The sequence below is a fragment of the Pantoea sp. genome (assembly GCF_039594315.1).
Classification (GTDB): domain Bacteria; phylum Pseudomonadota; class Gammaproteobacteria; order Enterobacterales; family Enterobacteriaceae; genus Pantoea.
On sequence record NZ_JBCNNP010000006.1, the window covers coordinates 18103 to 41023 of the forward strand.

17 protein-coding genes are annotated in these 22921 nt (G+C 55.0%); 7 read left to right on the forward strand and 10 right to left on the reverse strand.

Annotated features, from left to right (window positions below; all coding sequences use genetic code 11):
• Nucleotides 1–18 precede the first annotated feature (18 nt).
• Both ABDW13_RS06215 and ABDW13_RS06220 read left to right on the forward strand, forming a co-directional pair.
• A complete protein-coding gene (locus tag ABDW13_RS06215) occupies nucleotides 19–2346 on the forward strand; it encodes a Tex family protein (protein WP_343551601.1) in 2328 nt (775 codons plus the stop codon).
• Nucleotides 2347–2472: 126 nt separating this feature from the next.
• Nucleotides 2473–4161, forward strand: coding sequence for an alpha-amylase family glycosyl hydrolase (locus tag ABDW13_RS06220; protein WP_343551602.1), 1689 nt, complete (start codon nucleotides 2473–2475; stop codon nucleotides 4159–4161).
• On the opposite strand, the gene ABDW13_RS06225 is transcribed toward ABDW13_RS06220, so the two are convergent.
• The gene (locus tag ABDW13_RS06225; protein WP_343551603.1) at nucleotides 4162–4431 is read right to left on the reverse strand and encodes a DUF1471 domain-containing protein; all 270 of its coding nucleotides are present in this window, start codon (nucleotides 4429–4431) and stop codon (nucleotides 4162–4164) included.
• Between the two features lie 147 nt (nucleotides 4432–4578).
• Complete coding sequence (bioH, locus tag ABDW13_RS06230; protein WP_343551604.1) at nucleotides 4579–5355, reverse strand: pimeloyl-ACP methyl ester esterase BioH; 777 nt, start codon at nucleotides 5353–5355, stop codon at nucleotides 4579–4581.
• 35 nt (nucleotides 5356–5390) lie between these two features.
• Here bioH and gntX point away from each other — a divergent pair, with 35 nt between their 5' ends.
• Both gntX and nfuA read left to right on the forward strand, forming a co-directional pair.
• Nucleotides 5391–6068 carry a DNA utilization protein GntX gene (gene gntX / locus ABDW13_RS06235; protein WP_343551605.1) on the forward strand — a complete coding sequence of 226 codons (678 nt, stop codon included), beginning with the start codon at nucleotides 5391–5393 and terminating at the stop codon, nucleotides 6066–6068.
• A 58-nt stretch (nucleotides 6069–6126) separates the two neighbouring features.
• The gene (gene nfuA, locus ABDW13_RS06240) at nucleotides 6127–6702 is read left to right on the forward strand and encodes a Fe-S biogenesis protein NfuA (RefSeq protein ID WP_343551606.1); all 576 of its coding nucleotides are present in this window, start codon (nucleotides 6127–6129) and stop codon (nucleotides 6700–6702) included.
• Nucleotides 6703–6741: 39 nt separating this feature from the next.
• Here the strand turns inward: nfuA and malQ are convergent, their stop codons facing one another.
• From malQ to glpE, 5 genes are all read right to left on the reverse strand, one after another.
• Complete coding sequence (gene malQ, locus ABDW13_RS06245; RefSeq protein WP_343551607.1) at nucleotides 6742–8793, reverse strand: 4-alpha-glucanotransferase; 2052 nt, start codon at nucleotides 8791–8793, stop codon at nucleotides 6742–6744.
• Between the two features lie 24 nt (nucleotides 8794–8817).
• Complete coding sequence (gene malP / locus ABDW13_RS06250; protein WP_343551608.1) at nucleotides 8818–11223, reverse strand: maltodextrin phosphorylase; 2406 nt, start codon at nucleotides 11221–11223, stop codon at nucleotides 8818–8820.
• Nucleotides 11224–11398: 175 nt separating this feature from the next.
• Nucleotides 11399–12157 carry a DeoR/GlpR family transcriptional regulator gene (locus tag ABDW13_RS06255; RefSeq protein WP_343551609.1) on the reverse strand — a complete coding sequence of 253 codons (759 nt, stop codon included), beginning with the start codon at nucleotides 12155–12157 and terminating at the stop codon, nucleotides 11399–11401.
• Between the two features lie 43 nt (nucleotides 12158–12200).
• Nucleotides 12201–13025, reverse strand: a complete 825-nt coding sequence (gene glpG, locus ABDW13_RS06260) for a rhomboid family intramembrane serine protease GlpG (protein WP_343551741.1) — start codon at nucleotides 13023–13025, stop codon at nucleotides 12201–12203.
• Nucleotides 13026–13053: 28 nt separating this feature from the next.
• The gene (gene glpE, locus ABDW13_RS06265) at nucleotides 13054–13380 is read right to left on the reverse strand and encodes a thiosulfate sulfurtransferase GlpE (RefSeq protein ID WP_343551611.1); all 327 of its coding nucleotides are present in this window, start codon (nucleotides 13378–13380) and stop codon (nucleotides 13054–13056) included.
• A 228-nt stretch (nucleotides 13381–13608) separates the two neighbouring features.
• On the opposite strand from glpE, the gene glpD reads away from it, so the two are divergent.
• A complete protein-coding gene (gene glpD / locus ABDW13_RS06270) occupies nucleotides 13609–15117 on the forward strand; it encodes a glycerol-3-phosphate dehydrogenase (protein ID WP_343551612.1) in 1509 nt (502 codons plus the stop codon).
• Nucleotides 15118–15245: 128 nt separating this feature from the next.
• Here the strand turns inward: glpD and iolE are convergent, their stop codons facing one another.
• From iolE to iolD, 3 genes are all read right to left on the reverse strand, one after another.
• Nucleotides 15246–16142: a myo-inosose-2 dehydratase gene (iolE, locus tag ABDW13_RS06275; protein WP_343551613.1), complete on the reverse strand. Its 897-nt coding sequence runs from the start codon at nucleotides 16140–16142 to the stop codon at nucleotides 15246–15248.
• Nucleotides 16143–16205: 63 nt separating this feature from the next.
• Nucleotides 16206–17219 carry a Gfo/Idh/MocA family oxidoreductase gene (locus tag ABDW13_RS06280; protein ID WP_343551614.1) on the reverse strand — a complete coding sequence of 338 codons (1014 nt, stop codon included), beginning with the start codon at nucleotides 17217–17219 and terminating at the stop codon, nucleotides 16206–16208.
• Between the two features lie 73 nt (nucleotides 17220–17292).
• Nucleotides 17293–19227 (reverse strand): 3D-(3,5/4)-trihydroxycyclohexane-1,2-dione acylhydrolase (decyclizing), encoded by a 1935-nt coding sequence (iolD, locus tag ABDW13_RS06285; protein WP_343551615.1) that lies wholly within the window; start codon nucleotides 19225–19227, stop codon nucleotides 17293–17295.
• Nucleotides 19228–19777: 550 nt separating this feature from the next.
• On the opposite strand from iolD, the gene iolC reads away from it, so the two are divergent.
• Both iolC and ABDW13_RS06295 read left to right on the forward strand, forming a co-directional pair.
• Nucleotides 19778–21691: a 5-dehydro-2-deoxygluconokinase gene (gene iolC / locus ABDW13_RS06290; protein WP_343551616.1), complete on the forward strand. Its 1914-nt coding sequence runs from the start codon at nucleotides 19778–19780 to the stop codon at nucleotides 21689–21691.
• Nucleotides 21692–22022: 331 nt separating this feature from the next.
• On the forward strand, nucleotides 22023–22868 hold the full coding sequence (locus tag ABDW13_RS06295; protein WP_343551617.1) for a MurR/RpiR family transcriptional regulator: 846 nt from the start codon (nucleotides 22023–22025) through the stop codon (nucleotides 22866–22868).
• The last annotated feature ends 53 nt before the right edge of the window (nucleotides 22869–22921 follow it).

Below are 22921 nucleotides of genomic sequence, written 5' to 3' on the forward strand. Positions count from 1 at the left end.
GATTAAGCATTTTTACTGATGATGAAAGATTCACTGAGCCAGATTATCGCAAGTGAGCTGAAGGCACGCGCCGACCAGGTTGATGCCGCCGTTCGCCTACTTGATGAAGGGAACACCGTGCCGTTCATCGCACGTTATCGTAAGGAAGTCACCGGCGGACTTGACGACACCCAATTGCGTCAGCTGGAGAGCCGCCTGGGCTACCTGCGCGAGTTGGACGATCGCCGCCAGTCGATTCTGAAATCCATCGACGAACAGGGCAAACTGACGCCAGAACTCGCCGATGCCATTAATAGCACGCTGAACAAAACCGAGCTGGAAGACCTGTATCTGCCGTATAAGCAGAAGCGCCGCACACGCGGACAGATCGCCATTGAAGCCGGTCTTGAGCCGCTGGCGGAGACGCTGTGGGAGGACGCTTCACAAGATCCTGAGCAGTTGGCCGCAGGCTACGTCGATGCCGACAAAGGTGTCGCCGACGCCCGCGCCGCACTGGATGGCGCGCGCTATATCCTGATGGAACGTTTTGCCGAAGATGCCACGCTGCTGGCAAAAGTCCGCGAATACCTGTGGAAGAATGCGCACGTAGTGGCGCGCGTGGTGGAAGGTAAAGAGGAAGAAGGCGCGAAATTCCGTGACTACTTCGATCACCACGAAGCGCTGAGCGGCGTGCCTTCGCACCGTGCGTTGGCGATGTTCCGTGGCCGCAACGAAGGCGTGCTGCAACTGTCGCTGAATGCCGATCCGCAGTTCGACGAAGCGCCGCGTGAAAGCTACGGCGAAACGCTGATTGCCGAGCACCTCAATCTGCGTCTGAACAACGCGCCGGCCGATAGCTGGCGTAAAGCGGTGGTGAGCTGGACATGGCGCATCAAAGTGCTGCTGCACCTCGAAACCGAATTGATGGGCACCATTCGTGAACGTGCCGAAGATGAAGCCATCAATGTATTTGCACGTAACCTGCACGATCTGCTGATGGCCGCGCCAGCCGGCATGCGCGCCACCATGGGTCTTGATCCGGGCTTGCGTACCGGCGTTAAAGTCGCGGTAGTTGATTCCACCGGCAAGTTGGTCGCCTTCGACACCATTTATCCGCACACCGGTCAGGCGGCGAAAGCTGCCACCGCGGTTGCTGCGCTGTGCGCTAAACATCAGGTTGAACTGGTGGCGATTGGTAACGGCACCGCATCGCGCGAAACCGAGCGTTTCTTCCTCGACGTGCAGAAGCAGTTCCCGCAGATCCAGGCGCAGAAAGTGATTGTTAGCGAAGCCGGTGCATCGGTTTACTCGGCGTCTGAGCTGGCGGCGCTGGAATTCCCGGACCTCGACGTATCCATTCGTGGTGCAGTTTCCATTGCACGTCGCCTGCAAGATCCACTAGCCGAACTGGTGAAGATCGATCCGAAATCCATCGGCGTCGGCCAATATCAGCACGATGTCAGTCAAAGCCAATTGGCGAAGAAACTCGACGCGGTAGTTGAAGACTGCGTAAACGCCGTTGGTGTCGATCTCAATACCGCTTCCGTCGCGCTGTTGACGCGTGTTGCCGGCTTGACCCGCATGATGGCGCAAAACATTGTTAGCTGGCGCGATGAAAACGGCCGTTTCCAGAATCGCCAACAGCTGCTGAAAGTGAGCCGTCTGGGGCCGAAAGCCTTTGAACAGTGCGCAGGTTTCTTGCGCATCAATCAGGGCGATAACCCGTTGGATGCCTCTACCGTGCACCCGGAAGCGTATCCGCTGGTCGAGCGTATTTTGGCCGCAACCGAGCAGGCGCTGAATGAGTTGATGGGCAATCCGGGCAGCTTGCGCGATCTCAACGCGCGCGAATTTACCGACGAGCGTTTTGGCCTGCCAACCGTCACCGACATCATCAAAGAGCTGGAAAAACCGGGCCGCGATCCGCGTCCTGAGTTTAAAACAGCGCAATTTGCCGAAGGCGTAGAAACCCTCAACGATTTGCTGCCGGGCATGGTGCTGGAAGGTGCGGTGACCAACGTCACCAACTTCGGTGCTTTCGTCGATATCGGCGTGCATCAGGATGGTTTAGTGCACATTTCTTCACTTTCAGACAAATTCGTCGAAGATCCTCATCAAGTGGTGAAAGCCGGCGATATCGTCAAAGTGAAAGTGATGGAAGTGGATTTGCAGCGTAAACGCATCGCACTCACCATGCGTCTGGATGAGCAGCCAGGTGAAAGCAATGCGCGCGGCAATCGCAGCGCCAGCAAAGAAACCGCGCGCCCAGCAGCCAATAACAAGGCGCGCGGCAAACCAGCTAGCACAGCAGCAGGCAACAGCGCGATGGGCGATGCGCTCGCTGCAGCATTCGGTAAAAAACGCTAAGTTCTTGCCGTCATCACGCGCGGAGATGCAATGGTCTCCGCGCGTATCAAGTTGATAAATCGCTTCATGCGTCTACGCTAAAAAAATCTGTTTGAAAATTAGCCTTCCGCGTGGCCCAGCGATCTGATGGACATTATCACCGCCTTACTTGATGAGATTTACGCCGACAGCTTTCCTGTTCCGGCGCGTGAGCGTTTGCTTTCACACATTCGTGCCGCGCGCGATACGGTGAAGCTGCCGCGCAAAGCACATTGGGATGAGAAAGATGTGGTGCTGATAACCTACGCCGATCAGTTCCGTGAACCCGATCAACCAACGCTCGCCAGCTTTTCTCGCTTTTATCAGCAGCATCTGCAATCCACTTTCAGTTTGGTGCATTTGCTCCCATTCTTTCCCTACTCATCCGACGATGGTTTCTCGGTTATCGACTATCACCAGGTCAATCCAATCTGCGGCGACTGGCAGCACATCAGCGCGCTGCACAGCGAAACGCGCTTGATGTTCGATTTCGTCTGCAACCATATGTCGGCGCACAGCCAATGGTTTCGCCACTTTCTGGCGCAAGATCCCGGCTGGGATGATTTCTTTATCAGCATGCCGCCCGCCACCGATCTCAGCGCGGTAACCCGACCACGCACTTCGCCGCTGCTGACGCCGTTCGAGATGGCCGACGGCGAAACGCGCTATATCTGGACCACCTTCAGCGCTGACCAAATTGACCTCAATTTTGCTAACCCCGAAGTGCTGATCCGCATGGTCGATGTGCTGCTCGATTATCTGGTTAAAGGCGCGGATTACGTGCGGTTAGATGCGGTCGGCTACATGTGGAAAACGCCGGGCACTAACTGCATTCATCTGCCGAAAACCCATCTGTTGGTGAAGCTGTTCCGCGCTATCGCCAATGAAGTGGCGCCCGGCACGGTGATCGTCACCGAAACCAACGTGCCACATAAAGACAACATCAGCTATTTCGGTAATGGCAAAGATGAAGCGCAAATGGTGTATCAATTCTCGCTGCCGCCGCTGGTACTGCACGCCATCCATTCGGGATCGGCACGCGCGCTGCGCCAATGGGCCAGCACGCTGGATTTGGGCGGTGGCACCACCACGTTTTTCAACTTTCTGGCGTCGCACGACGGCATTGGACTGAATCCAGCGCGCGGCATTTTATCGGAAGTGGAAATTGTCGCATTGGTGCGCGATTTGGCTCTGGAAGGCGCGCTGGTTTCTTACAAGAACAATGCGGATGGCACCACCAGCCCGTATGAAATCAACGTTACCTATTTTGATGCGCTGAATAATCAGAGCGACGACGATGACACACGCCTGCGCCGTTTTCTGCTGGCGCACGCGATTCTGCTCTCCTTCCCCGGCGTACCGGCGATTTATATCCAAAGCATTCTCGGTTCACGTAACGATAACGAAGGCGTGCGCGCCGCCGGGCATAACCGCGCCATCAACCGCGAGAAGTATGATCTGCATGAAATGGAGCAATGGATCAGCGGCGACAATCCGCTGCGCCAGCAAGTTTTTGAACGCCTTAGCGCGTTGATTCAACTGCGCACGCGGCAAAGCGCATTCCATCCCGATAATCTGATGACCTTGCTGGAGAGCGAAAACACCTTGCTGGTGTTGCGCCGTCATCAGCCGAATAGCGAAGAGGGATTGCTGTGCGTGTTTAATCTCAGCAGCCACGATGTGACGACTCAACTGCCGCTGGCGCGACATGTTCAGGATGTGATTAGCGGGGAGAAGTTGGATGGCAGCCAGCCAATTACGCTGGCTGCGTGGCAGTTTATGTGGTTGCGCGGCTGATTATTTGTAAACATCCGCGGTGGCGCTGAACTTGCCATGCTCGCGACCGGCAATCACCAGGAAGTACTTACCACCTTTTTCATCTGCGGCTTTAGAAAGCTCGCGTTTGGCGTCCATTGGGGCCGTTGCTTCACCAGTGGTGGTCACAGTCCCAATTTTCTCCAGATTCATCTTCTGCACTTCTTCTTTAGTGACTTCTTTCGCCGCAAATGCCGAGAAAGACACCGCGCTCATCACCATTGAAGCCACAATCCATTTCATCGCCTTCATACCATACCCCTCATGACATTATCCATTGTTGAGATGTCAGCGGCGCACAACACATTGAACGAGAGAAAAACAATTCACCTCGCAAGCGGCGCAGCTCACGAGAAAAGTATTGCGGGTTGTGACAGATTTTCCAGCCAGACGACATTTTTAGTGCATTTTTGCCGTACAGAAATCAATGACGTGCTGACAAAATGCCTCGGGATGAGAGATAAACGGCGCGTGTGCCGCTTTCGGCATTACGATCGACGGTGAATCTGGCAAGACCTCATCCAACTGTGCGGCAATGCGGCGGGGCACTAAGCCATCCAGCGCGCCATACAAACGTAAAAACGGCGGCGTCAGCTGTGATAATTGCGGGCGCAGATCCACTTCACGCAGGATTTCCAGTCCACCTTGCAACACCGCAACCGACGGCATCGGCTGAGATAACACCACGTCTTTTAATTGGCGCGCATCCTGGCGGGCGTTTTCCGTGCCCATGGTTTGCAGCGCCAGGAATCGCTCCACGGTGCGCTGGAAATCGTTGCTCAGCTGCTGCTGGAAATTATGTAGCGTATCCGGCTTGATGCCCGGCCACGCATCGCGTTCGGTAAAGCACGGCGACGACGCCACGCTGATCAACGCCGCAACGCGATCGGGATGGGACAATGCCAGTTGGCTGGCGACCAATCCGCCCAACGACCAGCCAAGCAGCGCTGCACGCTCAGGGAGTTGCGCTAATAGCTGTTGCGCCATCTCCGCTAACGTTAGCGGCCCAAAATCCTGGCTGCGGCCAAAGCCGGGTAGATCCACCAGGTGCAGACGAAAATGCGAGCTCAGTCGCGGAACAATGTTTTGCCACACTTCGGCGTTCAAACCCCAGCCGTGCAGCAGCACAAGATCGCGATCGCCTTCACCCACGCTGTGCCAGTAAAGCGAACTCATCGGTTAAACTCCGGAAAAGTGATTAGGAGGTCGCTATGCTACCAATCCCGGCACTGTGTTGGCTATGTCGCTTGCCACTGAAGATTGCCAGCCACGGCTTATGCAGCCGTTGTGTACAACAGATTCCGCGTTTGCCAGAACTGTGCCCAATCTGTGGTTTGCCCGCCAGCCGCTTACAAGCATGCGGACGTTGCCTGCGCCAGCCGCCGCCATGGCACGGTTTGTCGTGCGTTAGCGATTATCTGCCGCCGCTGAGTGATTGGGTACATCAGCTGAAGTTTTCCCGCGTAACCGCACTTAGAGTGATGCTGGCACGGCTACTTTTGTTAAAGTTGTTAACAAATCGTCGTGATTACCGGCTGCCACGTGTAGATTTGGTGCTGAGCGTACCGCTTCATCGTCGGCGCGCATGGCAACGCGGCTATAACCAGGCGACGTTGTTGGCAAAGCCATTGGCGCGCTGGCTGGGCTGTGAATATCGCGAAGGGATAAAGCGGGTAAGACATGGCGCGGTACAGCATTCATTGAGTGCCAGCGCGCGCAAAAAGAACCTGCGCGGGGCGTTCCGCCTTGAAATACCGGTACGCGGACGCCACATCCTGCTTATCGACGATGTTGTGACCACCGGAAGTACCGTGGCTGAAATTAGCCGCATCTTGCTGGCGCACGGCGCGGCCAGCGTACACATTGGTTGCCTGTGCCGTACCTTGTAGAGCGTCGGCGTTGGGCGTATTATAACCAAGTAATTTAGTCAACTATTGAGCAATCGCCATGATCGTTATTACTGATGCTGCGCAAGAGCACTTCTCAAAATTGCTGTCCAAACAAGAAGATGGCACACAGATTCGCGTATTCGTCATTAATCCGGGTACGCCAACCGCAGAATGCGGTGTTTCATACTGCCCACCTGATGCAGTAGAAGCCTCCGATACCGAATTTAAGTTCGAAAAACTGTCGGCTTATGTTGATGAGCTGAGCGCGCCATACCTTGATGACGCGGAAATCGACTTTGTCACTGACAACCTAGGTTCACAGCTGACGCTGAAAGCGCCAAACGCCAAAATGCGTAAAGTCTCTGACGATGCGCCGATGGTGGAACGTGTGGAATATCTGCTGCAAGCGCAGATCAACCCACAGCTGGCGGGCCACGGCGGTCGCGTATCGCTGATGGAAATCACCGATGACGGCATCGCCATTCTGCAATTTGGTGGCGGCTGCAACGGTTGTTCGATGATCGACGTAACCTTGAAAGATGGTATCGAGAAAGAGCTGCTGGCAGCCTTCCCGGAACTGAAAGGCGTGCGCGATTTGACCGAGCACCAGCGCGGCGAGCACTCCTACTACTGATTCAGCCCGCGGCAGCGACCCGACGCTGCCGCGCGTTCATTATTTCCTGCGCCACAAATCCACCGCTCTTAACAGTGGCGGCACATCCCGATAAAACATCTCTTCCAGCGTAACGCTTAACTTGCGCCGCCAATTTGGATATTCATTTACCGTGCCCGGCACATTTACCGGCGATGTCATGCCGAGCCAATCTTCCGGCTGCAACCCCACCAACGCGCTGTTGGTTTGTGCCAGATAGCGGTGAAAGCCGCGATTCAACACGAATGAAAAGGACAACCGGTTGGCAACCGTGCTTTGGCGCGCAGGCAGTGTTTGCATCTGATGCAGCGCATCTAATAGCGCTTGCTTCTGATCGTAGCGCTGATCCATTAATGGCCGCCAAACGCTCTCTGGATACAACGCCAATTCTTTACCCAGCCACAGATCTGCTGAGTCCCAGAATCCCGCCAACGTCGGCAAGTCATGCGTGCTGGCGCTGGCAATCGACTGACGCGGATACTCCTGCGGCTGACGATAGCTGCCATCTTTATGCTGCTCGAAGAACAACACCTTCCAGGAAAAAATGCCGCTTTTACGCAGCAAACTGACAATCTCAACCGGCACGGTACCCAGATCTTCGCCGATCACCATGCAGCGATGGCGCTGGCTCTCCAGCGCGAGGATCGCCAGCAGATCGTTGACTGGATAAGCCACGTACGCGCCTTTATCCGCACTTTCGCCATACGGAATCCACCATAAACGCAGCAGCGCCATCACGTGATCGATGCGCAGTGCGCCGCAGTCGCGCATGTTGGCGCGCAGCAGATCGATAAACGGCTGATAACCGCGCGCGCGCATCACATGCGGATCAAGCGGCGGTAATCCCCAATTTTGCCCTTGTGGACCGAGGCGATCCGGCGGCGCGCCAACCGAGGCGCCCAGCTTGTACAACGTGGGATCTTGCCAGGTTTCCGCACTGCCCTGCGCCACGCCGACCGCCAAATCGCGGTACAAACCCACCGTCATGCCGAGGTGCTGGCTGATCTGCCAGCAGACGGCAAACTGCTCCTGCGCCACCCATTGCAACCAGCTCCAGAACTGAATCTCGTCTTCGTGTTCTGAGCACCATTGCTGCACATCAGGTAACGCAGCATTGCGCCAACCTTCCGGCCACGCTGGCCAGCCCCACTCCTCAGGATTATTCTGGCTGCGCTCAGCCAGAATGCCGTCGAAGGCCGCCTGATAACGCAGGTGATCGCCGCCTTCCGCAAGAAATTGCTGGAAGCCAGCCTCTTGATCTGCACGGGATTGAAAGCGTTGCCAGGCAAAACGCAGCCCGGTTATTTTCAACTCCGCCACCGCGCGGTAATCAACAAATTCAGCGGCGCGCGCTTGATCCAGTGCCTTGCGCGTTTTGCTGCTATCCCACCAGCGTTGAGCGGCGTGACTTTGCTGAAAATCCGCCAGCCGATTGACGTCGATATACAGCACGTTAAGCCAGCGGCGCGAGGTTGGGCTGTAGGGGCTGGCATTTTCCGGTTGCGCGGGATACAGCGCATGCAGAGGATTGAGGCCGACAAAATCGCCACCGTAATCGGCAATCTTCTCCAGCAACTGCGCCAAATCGCCGAAGTCGCCGATGCCCCAATTATCCTCCGATCGCAGCGTGTAGAGTTGCACCAGCGCGCCCCACAACTTTTTCCCCTGCTCGATGGATTCAGGGATATAGCAGCGACGCGGCGCGATGATGATGCGCGTTTGCCACTGCTGGCGACCTTTGCGCAGCGTAAGTTGGTGATAACCTTGCGCCAGCCGCGGCGGCAGCGTCAGCGTTTCGCCGCCTGCGACTTCGCCGCTGTGCTGTTTGCCTTGTTCGGTTTCAAGTTGCCAGGAAAAAGTGCCGCTGCCTTGCGGCGTGAGCTGGCGTTTACTGCGCAGCGTGAACACCTGCACCGGCGGCAGCGGCGGCGCTTTGCCGGTTGGCGTTTCCATCACCGCCAACAGTGCGCGTTTGGTGTCATCGCTGAGTGTTTCCGGCTCGCCTTTGGCATTGATAAAGTGCAGCGCGATGCCGGCATCTTGCGCCGCCTGATCCAGCTTGTTGAGCGTCATGGTGTCTCCTTGAAACCAAACCCGTTAGCGCGCCGCCTGCCAAATGCGCTGCTGATAATCACGGATTGAGCGGTCGGAACTAAAACGTCCGGTGTGCGCGGTATTCAAAATCGCGGCACGCGTCCAGGCTTCCGGATTTTTCCACAGTGCTTCCACCTGCTGCTGCGCGGCGATATAGGCATCGAAATCGGCCAGCACCAACCACGGATCGCCATTTTTCGTCAGGCTTTCTAGCATCAGATCAAACGCCTGTTTGTCGCCAGCGCTGAACTTGCCCTTCTCTAAATCCTTAAGCAAACCGTCCAGATATTTATTCTGTTTGCGCAGTTTCTTCGGGCTGTAGCCGTCGGCTTTTAACGCCTTAACCTGATCAACGCTGTTGCCGAAGATAAAGATATTTTTGGTGCCAACCGCTTCGGCAATCTCCACATTAGCGCCATCCAGCGTGCCGATGGTCAACGCGCCGTTCAGCGCCAGCTTCATATTGCCGGTGCCGGAGGCTTCATAACCCGCGGTGGAAATCTGCTCGGAGAGATCCGCAGCGGGAATCATCAACTCCGCCGCCGTAATGCGGTAATCGGGGATAAACACCACTTTGAGGCGATCGCCGACTTTGGGATCGTTGTTAATCACCTCCGCCACTTTGTTGATGGCGTAGATAATGTTTTTCGCGAGGTAATAACCGGGCGCAGCTTTGGCACCAAAGATAAACACGCGCGGCACAAAATCGGGGTTGTCTGGGTTATCGCGCAATTGGCGATAGCAGTGCAGCATATGCAACAAACTGAGGTGCTGACGTTTGTATTCGTGCAGGCGCTTGATCTGCACGTCGAACAACGCATCCGGATTGATATCGATGCCGGTCACGCGTTTGATATATACCGTCAGCCGCAGCTTGTTCTGCTGTTTGATGGTGCGGAACTGCTGGCGAAACGCTTTCTTTTTGGCGAACGGTGCCAGCCACGCCAGCGCGTCGAGATCGTTGGCCCATTCCACTTGCAAACTGTCATCAATCAAAGTGGAGAGCAGCGGATTGCACTGCTTCAGCCAGCGGCGCGGCGTAATGCCGTTGGTGACATTATGGAATTTGTTCGGCCACAGTTGGTGATATTCCGGGAAAAGATCTTTCACCACCAACTCAGAGTGCAGCGCTGCCACGCCGTTAACCGCAAAGCAGCTCACCACGCACAGATTCGCCATGCGCACCTGGCCGTCGGCCACCACCGCCAGTTTTTGCCACAGCGCTTTGTCATCCGGCCATTGCTTCTTCACCATCTTTTTCAAGCGACGATTAATCTCGCGGATGATCAACATGTGGCGCGGCAGCAAATCGCGCACCAGCTTCTCATCCCAGCGCTCCAGCGCTTCCGGCATCAAAGTGTGATTGGTGTAAGCAAAGGTGCGGCTGGTAATGTGCCACGCTTCATCCCAATTTAGCTGATGATCATCCAGTAACAGCCGCAGCATTTCCGGAATGGCGATGGTGGGATGCGTGTCGTTGAGCTGAATCACTTCGAAATCGGGCAAGCTGTGAATATTGCGCCCGGCTAAATGGTGGCGACGCAGAATGTCGCCGACCGCGCAAGCGCACTGAAAATATTGCTGCATCAGGCGCAGGCGTTTTCCTTCCGCATGATTATCATTGGGATACAGCACTTTAGTCAGCTTGTCGGCATCAATTCCCGGCTGCTCGGCTTGCAGGAATTTGCCGTCGTTAAACAGGGTGAGATCGAACGGCTGCACGCTGCTGGCTTTCCACAAACGCAGCGGCAAAGTGATGCCATTGCGATAGCCGACCACCGGCAGATCCCAGGCTTCACCTTGCAACAGGAATTTCGGTCGCCACAACAGGCTGCCATCATGATTCTCTTTCACTTTGCCGCCGATGCCGACCTGCACATCTTGCGCCGCGTTATGCCGGAACCACGGATAACGATCGCGCTGCCAGTCGTCTGGCGCTTCATGTTGATGACCGTCGTCAAACGTCTGACGGAACAAGCCATATTGATAGTTGAGGCCGTGGCCCATCGCGGCCTGGCCGACGGTTGCCATCGAATCCATGTAGCAAGCGGCTAAACGCCCTAATCCACCATTGCCCAGCGCTGGATCAATTTCCTCTTCCAGCAGCTCACTTAATTCAACCTGATGCTCAGCCAGTGCGGCCTGCACCTCGTTGTACCAGCCCAGATTGAGCAGATTATTGCCGGTCAGACGGCCAATCAAAAACTCCATTGAGAGATAATTGACGTGGCGCTGGCCTAGCTTTGCTGGCACCGGAGGCTGGGTGGCCAGCATTTCGGCCAGCACGCTGCTCAACGCTTGCCACCATTGGTGCGGCGTCATTTGCTGCGCGGAGCTGAGTCCAAGGTGCTGCCATTGTCGGGTTAGTGCGGCGTCGAAACGTGTTTTATTGAATTTTTGCTGCGACATATCAATCCCTTCGTGTCCGTTAACGGTAAAGCCGGGGCAAGCGCAAGATGTGAATGCTAAGTAAAGCTGGGGGCGAAGAAAAAAGCGACAGAGAAATGAAGGTGGAATGAAAAAAATCGGTGCTGATTTTTGTAGCGGCGCGATTTATCGCGCAATAAATTGCGCCGCTACGGCATCAGCAGAGTTCGAGGTGAACTTCGTGCTGTTCAATCACTTTCAGCACGCTGGCGGGCGGATTTTGATCGGTATACATGTAGTCAATCAGGCTCATATTGCCGAGATTGACCATCGCATTGCGGCCAAATTTGGAGTGATCGACTACCAGCATCACACAGCGCGAGTTCTCAATTATCGCGCGCTTGGTACGCACTTCGTGATAATCGAACTCCAGCAACGAACCGTCCATATCAATGCCGCTGATACCGAGAATGCCGTAATCGAGGCGGAACTGTGAGATGAAATCCAGCGTCGCTTCGCCCATGATGCCGCCATCGCGCGTGCGTACTTCGCCGCCGGCGATAATCACGCGGAAATCCGGCTTGGCCATCAACAGAATCGCCACGTTGAGGTTGTTGGTCACCACGCGCAGATTGTTGTGATTGAGCAGCGCATGCGCCACCGCTTCCGGCGTGGTGCCGATATCAATAAACAGCGTCGCGCCATCCGGAATCTGGCTGGCAACACGTTCCGCGATGCGCGCTTTCTCCGCCGACCACATCATTTTGCGATCCTGCCACGCGGTGTTCTCAGAACTGGACGGCAGCGCCGCACCGCCGTGATGACGCATAATTTTGTTTTGATCGGCCAGATCGTTCAGGTCGCGCCGAATGGTTTGCGGGCTGACTTCAAAGTGATCCACCAGCTCTTCCGTGCTGACATATCCCTGACGCCGGACCAGATCGATAATGGCGTCATGACGTTGCGTCTGCTTCACATCTCTCTCCTCGGCTCGAAGCCGCTCTTTTATATTTTTTCTGCTAACGCCGCGCGACGTGGCGCGTATCAACAAATGCCATGGCTAAGCCCACCAGCAAACCAGTGACGTGCGCTGCATTGGCAATCGACAAACCAAACGCACCGTACCAGCCAATCACCAGCCACACCACCGCAAAGCCGATCAGTCCACGTTCCAGATACACGCCGCTTTCGGGATCGCGCTCGCCACGCAGCCAGCAATAACCCATCAATGCATACACCACACCGGACAAACCGCCAAACAGCACGCCGCTAAATTTGGCCTGCATCCAGCCGGTCAACAACGCGGAAATGAGCATAATCACAAACAGCTTGCCGCTGCCGAGACGCTTTTCCACCGCACCGCCGAGATACCACCACCACATCAAATTGAACAGAATATGCAGCAGCGAGAAGTGCAGTAACGCATGGCTAAACCAGCGCCACACCTGGAAATATTGCGAAGAATCGGCTGGCCACGCCATCCAATCCAGCGCCACGTCATCGCCCACAATTTGCATCATGATAAACACTGCAATGCAGGCGATCATGATCGTCATGGTGAGCGGACCTGCGCGTTCACGAATGTTAGCCCAGATGTTGGTGCGCTCGTAACGCAAGCCACTTTCGGTACTGCCGCTATGCCAGCTGGCGGCTTGATAACGCGAATGGTTAGGATCACGCACGAACTGCGCGAGTTCGTTTTCGACCATCTCCAGCTTACTTTCATCATCCAGCATAATGACGAAATGGCTTTCGCGCTCTATGCGTAGCGTCACACCGCGCGTTGCCATGTAATCGACAAACGCCTGCGCCATGCGGGGATTATTGAACTGAGTAATGCGCATCATGCGGTTTCTCCTTCCTTATGCGGGCTTAGGCTTCGCCCGTTGCTACCTGCGCCGGAAAGGCTGCGCGCCAGGCGTCGAAACCGCCGTCAATGCTGTACGCAGCGTTGAATCCCTGTCCCAGCAGGAACTGCGCAGCGCCTTTGCTGCTGTTACCGTGGTAGCACATCACCAACACCGGTAATGCCGGATCGGCGCTGGCGATGAAGTCAGCCAGATTGTCATTAGTCAGATGCTGCGCGCCCGCCGCGTGGCCCATCATAAAGCTCTGCGGATCGCGAATATCCACCAGATGCGCACCTTGTGCCAGATGCTCTTGCGCCTGCAGGACGTTAATACACTCAAAGTTTTCCATGGTGTCTCTCATTACTTCGTCACAATTAGCGCCTAGTTTAACCTGATAAGCCGCCGCGATAACCTGACAGATTTTGAGGTTATGTGTTTTTTTTCCTGTCGGAATGTTAGCTATATCACGCAAAAATGTTTTTATTCAGTTAACCGCTGGCATCGATGTTGGTTTCCGATTATTATTACGCTCGAAAACGAACATTTTAGAACTATTCCGAACATCGGAGGAGATGACGTGGAAACCAAAGACCTGATCGTGATCGGCGGCGGCATTAACGGAGCCGGCATTGCAGTGGACGCTGCAGGACGCGGACTGTCGGTGCTGATGCTGGAGGCGCGGGACTTGGCCTGTGCAACCTCCTCGAATAGCTCGAAGCTGATCCACGGTGGCCTGCGCTACCTTGAACACTACGAATTCCGCCTTGTCGGCGAAGCCCTGGCAGAACGTGAAGTGCTGCTGAAAATGGCGCCGCACATCGCGTTCCCGATGCGCTTCCGTTTGCCGCACCGCCCGCATCTGCGTCCGGCGTGGATGATCCGCATGGGCCTGTTTATGTACGATCGCCTCGGCAAACGCACCACTTTGCCGGGCAGTAAAAGCCTGCGTTTTGGCGCGGAATCGGCCCTCAAACCTGAAATCACGCGCGGTTTCGAATATTCCGACTGCTGGGTCGATGATGCGCGCATGGTGGTGCTGAACGCGCAGGAAGTGGAGAAGCAAGGCGGCGAAGTTCGCACCCGCACTCGCGTTACCCGCGCCTGGCGTGAAGCCGGTTTGTGGATGGTTGAAGCCGAAGATATCGATACCGGCAAAACCTTCACCTGGCGCGCCAAAGGTCTGGTCAATGCCGCCGGTCCGTGGGTAAAAGAGTTCTTTGACGATGGCCTGAAGCTGAAATCGCCGTACGGCATTCGTCTGATCAAAGGCAGCCACATTGTGGTGCCGCGCGTTCACCGCGAAAAGCAGGCGTACATCCTGCAAAACGAAGATAACCGTATCGTGTTTGTGATTCCGTGGATGGATGAGTTCTCTATCATCGGCACCACCGACGTGGAATACAAAGGCGATCCGAAAGATGTGAAGATCGATGATAATGAAATCAGCTACTTGCTGAAAGTGTTCAACGGACACTTCAAACAGCAACTGAGCAAAGAGGACATTGTCTGGACGTATTCTGGCGTGCGTCCGCTGTGCGATGACGAATCCGATTCGCCGCAGGCGATCACCCGCGATTACACCCTGGATGTGCATGATGAAAATGGTCAGGCACCGCTGCTGTCAGTGTTCGGCGGCAAGCTGACCACTTATCGTAAGCTGGCGGAGCATGCGCTGGAAAAACTGGCGAAGTACTATCCGAACGCCGGCCCAGCCTGGACCAAAAGTGCAGTGCTGCCGGGCGGTGATTTCTCTGGTTCGCGTGACGACTACGCGGCAGGTTTGCGTCGTCGCTATCCGTTCATCAGCGAAGGCATGGCGCGTCATTATGCGCGTACCTACGGCAGCCGCACTGAAGTGCTGCTGGAAGGCGCGAAAAGCATTGATGATCTGGGTGAGAACTTCGGTCATGAATTCTATGAAGCCGAGCTGCGTTACCTGGTGAAAAACGAATGGGTGCGCGAGTTGGATGATGCAATTTGGCGTCGTACCAAACAAGGTATGTGGCTGAGCGAAGCCGAGCAGGCACGCATTCGCGAATGGCTGGCGGTTAACGCACAGAAACCAGCGTTGTCGTTAGCGTCGTAATTCGAACAAAATAAAAGCCGTTATCCTGCATGGGATAACGGCTTTTTTATTTAAGGCGCGCGATAAATCGCGCCGCTACCAATGCGTGCACATATCGTAGCGGCGCAATCTATTGCGCGAATTGGTCCTCATAACCCAGCGTTCTCGCGGATGTACTTACGCGCTTTCACCGCATACTCAAACGGATTCGCCAGCGCCGGATCCTGTTCCGCTTCCACCACCATCCAGCCTTTATAGCCGTAGTCGTCGAGGATTTTGAACACCGGTTTGAAATCGATCACGCCGTCGCCCGGCACGGTGAAGGTACCTTTCTTCACGCCATCAAGGAACGAAAGGGATTTCCCGCGTACTTCAGCCACCACGCTGTCGCGCACATCTTTCAGATGCACGTGGAAAATGCGCGGCAGATATTTGGTCAGCACATCCAACATCGCCTGCTGCGAACCTTCGGAGTAGTAAATGTGGCCGGTATCGTACAGCAGGCCGACATTCTCATTGGTCGATTCCATAAAGCGTTCGATCTCGGCTGGCGTCTGAATACCGGTCCCCATGTGATGATGCAAGGTCAAACGCATGCCTTTCTTCGCCGCGATTTCTGCCAACTCGTTGTAGCCTTCCGCGGTTAAACGCCACTCTTCATCGCTGAAAATCGGCTTCTGCTCGAAGACCGCCAAGGTGGTGCCTTGAATGCTTTTGCTCTGCTCGGAACAACCGATCACGCGCGCGCCCATGGCGTGCAGGAAGTTCATATGATTGGTAAATTCGTCGATGGTCTTTGCTTTGTCGCCATTAGCGAAGAAGGTGCTGAACCATGCGTTGCAAATCTCGATGCCGCGAATATCCAGCATCGGTTTCAAAATCGCCGGATCGCGCGGATATTTGCCACCGACTTCACTACCGGTAAAACCGGCCAGCGCCATTTCGCTCACCGTTTGCTGGAAGGTGTTTTCGCTGCCCAGCTCTGGCAGGTCATCGTTGGTCCAGCCGATTGGCGCAATCGCCAGTTTTACATTGTCTTTGTTCATCTTGTTGTCCCTGATTCACAGAGGCGGCGCGAATGCCGCCAGAGAGTTTGTGTACGGCATCAGTTATTTGGCGTAGAAATCCGGACGCGGCGGCATGGTCACCGGCTCAATCGCCCCACTTTCCTGCGCTTTGTGACAAGCATCCGCCGCCACCGAAGCAGCAAAACCATCCCAGGCAGAAGGACCGGTCAGCTGGCCGCGTGTCGCATCGTTAATAAAGGCTTGCAGCTCAACGTCGTAAGCATCAATGAAACGATCTTTCCAGTCGGTCAGCAGCGGCACGCCCAGACGCGCGTTTTTGCGCGTTTGAATCGCCGAAGGCTCAGGCAATTTCGCAATGCCCTCTTCGCCAACCACTTCACATTGGATGTCGTAGCCGTAGGCGCAGTTAACGAAGATCTCGACGTCAATACGAATGCCTTTCTGCGTTTCGAACAGCACGATTTGCGGATCTTTCAGCTTGGCGTGGGTCTTGGAGGTAGAACGTGGGAACACCACCTGCACCGATTTGTAATCGTCTTCGGTGAGCCAGCGCAGTACATCCAGTTCGTGAATCAGGGTGTTGGTGATCGCCATGTCAGTGGTGTAATTTTCGCCGACGCTCTGGTTGCGGTGCGCGCAGTGCAACATCAGCGGCGCGCCGATTTCCCCGTCAGTAATCACTTTTTTTAGCGCGCGATAACCGGAATCGTAAGGGCGCATAAAGCCAACCTGCACCAAACGCTTACCGTGTTTAATTTCCGCATCGACAATACGGCGGCAGCCATCGGCGCTCATCGCCAGCGGCTTTTCACAAAACACCGGTTTGCCGGCCGCGATCGCCGCCAGCGTGAACTCTTCGTGGGTCGGATCCCAGGAGGTCACCAGCACGGCATCGACTTCTGGCGAGTTGATTACCTGATGACCATCCTGATAAACCTCGGCAGTGATATTTAAGCGTTGCAGCGCCGCACGTGCGCCTTCGACGTTGATATCAGAAACCGCCACCACTTTCGCGCCCTGCAAAACATTGTTGCAGCGACGAATGTGTTCCTGACCAATTGCACCGGTACCAATTACACCGAGTTTGAGCGTCATAGTTACACCTGTAGATGTAGAGTCGGAGAGTAAGGGTTAAGCAAGGCCGACGAACGCCGGCCTAAAAAAGGTTTTAGTACTTACGTGCTTGTTCGATATGCACGTTAAGGTTGTCGGCCACTTCTTGGGTGCGTTCAGACGTCGAGGTTTGCGCCACGCCGACATGCCACCAACTGAAGTATTTGTGCACCATGGTTTTTGGCAGCACTTTGATGTCGAATAGCACCGAAACCGTCTGCTTCTGCGCATCAATCAACGCCGCTTCTAACTGCTCCAGCGTAGTAATGCGATAGGTTTTGCAGCCGTAGCCACCGGCAATCGCCGCGAAATCGACCGGCACAAAGCCACCATCCAACTTGCCGCCTTCCGGATTACGGAAGCGGAACTCGGTGGTGAAGCTGTCCATGCCGTGTTCCATTTGCAGGTTGTTGATGCAACCGTTGGTCATGTTGTCCAACAGCACCACATTGATTTTGGCGCCTTCCTGAATCGAAGTGACCAGCTCGGAGTGCAGCATCATGAACGAACCGTCGCCGACCATGACGTAGACTTCACGCTGTGGCTGCGCCAGTTTCACACCCAACGCGGCATTCACTTCGTAGCCCATGCAGGAGTAGCCGTACTCAACGTGGTACGAGTTGTAATCTTTGGTACGCCACACGCGTTGCAGATCGCCCGGCAGACTGCCCGCGGCCGCCACAATCACCGCATCCTTTGGGAGTTGCTCATTTAAGGTGCCCAGCACGCTGCTTTGCGTCAGCACCGATTTTGTCAGGCGCTCGAATTCGGCAAACAGCGCTTCACGATCGGCGTGGTCGGCGATTTCTGGAATGAAATCGTCAGTGTTATAGGTCGCGGCATACACACGCTGCGTCTCTTTCAACAGCTTGCTTTGTGACAGCTCAATCTGGCCGCCCCAATGGTTTTCGAAACCTTTCAGACCGCTTTCCAACGCGGTTAAGCCTTCACGCGCATCGGCTAGCAGTTGCACCGCATCCAGCTTGTAGCTGTCGAAGTTACTGACGTTGAGATTGAGATAGCTCACCTCTGGATTCTGGAAAATCCATTTCGACGCGGTGGTGAAGTCGGTGTAACGCGTGCCGATACCCATCACCAGATCGGCCTCTTTCGCCAGCAGGTTCGCCGCCAGACAGCCGGTTTCACCCACGCCGCCGACATTCAGCGGATGGTCAGAAACGATGGTGCCTTTGCCGGCCTGCGTTTCAGCAAACGGAATGTTGAAGCGCTCGGCAAATTTCAGCAGCGCAGCGCCAGCATCCGAATATTTCAGCCCGCCACCGACGATGATCAATGGCTTGTGCTTACGCGTAATCAGCGCCAGCGCATCTTCGAGCTGGGCGGCGGTTGGCAGGCGGCGATCCAGACGATGCACACGTTTCTGGAAGAAATATTCCGGGAAATCCCACGCTTCGCCCTGCACATCCTGCGGCAGCGCGATGGTCACCGCGCCGGTTTCTGCCGGATCGGTCAATACGCGCAACGCATTAATGCAAGCGGTCATCAGCTGTTCTGGGCGGCTAACGCGATCCCAATATTTGCTGACGGCGCGGAAAGCATCGTTGGTGCTGATGCTGAGATCGTGGCTCTGCTCGATCTGCTGCAATACCGGATCGGGTTGGCGCGTGGCAAACACATCGCCGGGCAGCAGCAGCAAAGGAATACGGTTGGCGGTGGCCGTCGCCGCAGCGGTGATCATATTGGCCGCGCCCGGTCCAACAGAAGAAGTACAAGCAATAATCTGACGGCGCAGCGACTGCTTAGCAAAACCAATCGCCGCATGCGCCATACCTTGTTCATTACGGCCCTGATGCACCACCAGATCGCCGCTGTCTTGCTCCAGCGCCTGCCCCAATCCCAGCACGTTACCGTGGCCGAAAATGGCAAAAATGCCTTTCACAAATTTGGTTTCAACGCCGTCAACGTTCAGATACTGGTTATCAAGAAATTTCACCAGCGCCTGCGCCGTGGTAAGTCTGATTGTGCCCATATGCTTCTTCCTTTACATGCTGGTACCTGTGGTGAGGTACAACGCGGTTCGGGTAAAAACTGCCGCTCACGGCGCCCGCGGATTAAGTGAAACGTGAGGCGATTATAAACAAATATTTTTTTCATTAAATACGATTACAGAAGAAACATTTCATTTTGCGATGGAGATCAAATTCGGCGCTGAAACAAGGGCTGGCAGAGCGGCAAGTCGGGGAAAAGTGGAACATTGAAATGTCATTCAGCCACTATAACGAAATTTCATTTCACTTCAGTAGCTTCCTTTATTTATCACGGCTTTCCTGAGAGCTGGCTCACAAGCCTGAATCTCACTGGAACAACCGCCGGTCAGATGCAGTTTGTTGCACGCTTGCCAGAGTTTTACCTGGCTCACAAAATCGTGATGGATGTTTCATTTCATATTGAATTTGGAATTTTTATTCCTCATACTGCGACCAAAGCCAATCAGGCACCTTGAGAACCCGGAAGCATAGCGCTCGATGTTGGGCGGCAGCGCCCGCAGTGTCTGCTTATCACAGAAGGAAACAATAGGTATGAGTACACAACAGAAGCGGCTTGATGTGATTTGTATCGGACGCATCGCCGTCGACCTCTACGGTCAGCAAATTGGATCACGTCTGGAAGATATGACCAGCTTCAACAAATATCTGGGCGGATCGAGCGGCAACGTGGCCTATGGCACGGCTATTCAGGGTTTGAAATCGGCGATGCTGGCGCGCGTAGGCGACGAACATAATGGCCGCTTCTTGCGTGAAGAGTTGCAACGCGCGGGATGCAACACCGACGGATTGATTACCGATAAACATCGTCTGACCGGTTTGGTGATTCTCGGCATTAAAGATGAAGAGACCTTCCCGCTGATCTTCTACCGCGACAACTGCGCCGATATGGGCCTGGTGCCGGAAGATATCAAAGAAGAGTTCATCACTTCATCGCGCGCCGTCGCGGTAACCGGCACGCACCTGTCGCATCCGCAAACCCGCGCAGCGGTTCTGAAAGCGCTGGATATTGCGAAGCGCAACGGCCTGCGCACCGCGCTGGATATTGATTATCGTCCGGTATTGTGGGGATTGACCTCACTCGGCGACGGTGAAACGCGTTTCATTGAGTCCGGCGAAGTGACGCAACAATTGCAGGAAGTGCTGCACTATTTCGATTTGGTGGTGGGAACGGAAGAAGAGTTCCATATCGCCGGCGGCAGCACCGATACGCTGACTGCACTGAAAAATGTGCGCAAGTCGAGCCAGGCCACGCTGGTATGCAAACGCGGTCCGCTGGGTTGCGTGGTGTTTGAGGGCGAGATCCCAGATAGCTGGGAGCAAACCAAATTACAGAGCGGCGTGCGCGTTGAAGTGCTGAACGTGCTGGGCGCGGGCGATGCCTTTATGTCTGGCTTGCTGCGCGGCTGGCTCAACGATGAGAGCTGGGAACAAGCTTGTCGTTACGCCAATGCCTGTGGCGCGTTGGTGGTTTCCCGCCACGGCTGCGCACCCGCAATGCCAACTAAAGAAGAGTTAGATGATTTCCTCAGTCGCGACAAACAGGTGAAACGCCCGGATCTCGATGATCGCCTCAACCATCTGCATCGCGTGACCACACGCAAGCAACAGTGGCCGGAACTCAACGTGTTCGCTTTCGACCATCGCAAACAGTTAGCCGACATGGCGCGTGAAGCCGGTGTGAGCGAAGAACGTATTCCACAGTTGAAACTGCTGTTGCTGCGCGCTGCGGAAGAAGCCGCCAATGAAGCCGGACTGAATGAGAAAAGCGGCATCCTCGCGGATACCACTTATGGCCAGAAAGCGCTGAACGCGATCACCGGCAAAAACTGGTGGATTGGCCGCCCGATTGAGCTGCCAAGTTCGCGTCCGCTGCGCCTTGAGCATGGCAACATCGGCTCACAGCTGGTCGATTGGCCTGCCGAGCATGTGGTGAAGTGTCTGGTGTTCTACCATCCGCATGACAGCGCTGAACTGCGCAAAGAGCAAGATGAGTTGGTGCTGGATGTGTGGAACGGCTGTAACAAAAGCGGGCATGAGTTGCTGCTGGAACTGATTTTGCCGGAGAGCAATCCGGATCGTAATGAATCCTACTATTACGACATGCTGAGCCACTTCTACAGTTTGGGCATCCAGCCAGACTGGTGGAAACTGCCGCCGCTGTCGGCTGAGAGCTGGCAGAAGATTAGCGGGTTGATCGAGCAGAACGATCCGCACTGCCGCGGTATTTTGTTGCTGGGACTCGATGCGCCAGAAGAGACGCTGAAAGCCGGTTTCGCGGCGGCAGCACAAGCGCCGTGGGTGAAAGGTTTTGCCGTTGGACGCACCATCTTCGGTCAGCCTTCACGCCAGTGGCTGCAAGGTGAACTGGATGACAATGCGCTGATTGAAACGGTGAAAGGCAATTACCTGCGATTGATCGGTTACTGGCGCGCTGTGCGCGGTTAAGTGCTGAGATCGTTGGGAAAAAGCGGCTGAGAGGCCGCTTTTTTGATCGTGCTCGCTGGCCCTCATCATAGCCTTCTCCCACAAGTGGGAGAAGGGACCGAACTCTGCGGTTTGGCAGAACCAACTCGTTATTTAACAATCGCTGGATCGGTTCCCTCGCCCGCTTGCGGGAAAGGGCTAGAGTGAGGGGAAAACCTGCATATTATGTGAGGCAATTCATAAACCGATGAAATAAGCGTCACGATGATGTCAAACAAATGAAATTTTCCATCCATCTGGTACTATAGCGCTCATTATCCAGCCATATTTTCTTTTTTAGCGGGCCGAAGTAATGACCAATAATCCAACACAATTAACCTTGTTACAGGACGATATCCGTCGTCGCTATGAGACGCTGAGTAAACGCCTGAAGCAGGTGGCTCGTTATATCCTTGATAACAGTAACAGCATCGCCTTTGATACCGTGGCGTCCATTGCGCAACATGCCGATGTGCCGCCCTCCACGCTGATCCGTTTTGCTAACGCATTTGGCTTTAGCGGTTTCAACGAAATGAAACAGGTTTTCCGTCAGCATCTGATGGAAGAAACGGTTAACTACACCGAGCGTGCACGTCTGTTTCGCCAAACTGCCACCGACGACAGCACTTCATCACCGGAAAGCCCAGCCGAGATCCTCAACGTCTTCACTATGGTGAACAGCCAGGCGTTGCAACAGTTGGCGATGCAGGTGAATCCGGACCAGCTTAACCGCGCGGTTAAAATGCTCGATGAAGCCGAGAATATCTACATTATCGGCCTGCGTCGTTCATTCAGCGTGGCGTCGTATCTGGTGTATGCACTGCGCCATTTAGAGCGTCGTGCGTTCCTGATCGATGGTCTTGGCGGCATGTTCACCGAACAGCTGAGCATGGTGAACCCGAAAGACGTGGTGATCGCCATTAGCTATTCGCCGTACGCGCGTGAAGCGGTGGAGTTGGTGGAGTTGGGTGCCAAACGTGGCGCGCATCTGATCGCCATTACCGACAGCCAGGTGAGTCCGTTGGCCGCCTTCAGCGATGTGTGTTTCGTGGTACGAGAAGCACAGGTCGATGGCTTCCGTTCACAGGTGGCTTCGCTGTGTCTGGCACAGACATTGGCGGTGTCATTGGCGCTGAATAACAACGCGATCAACGAATAAACGTTGGGTGCGATTTCGTAGGGTCGCCATTTATGGTGACCAGCAAAAAGGGC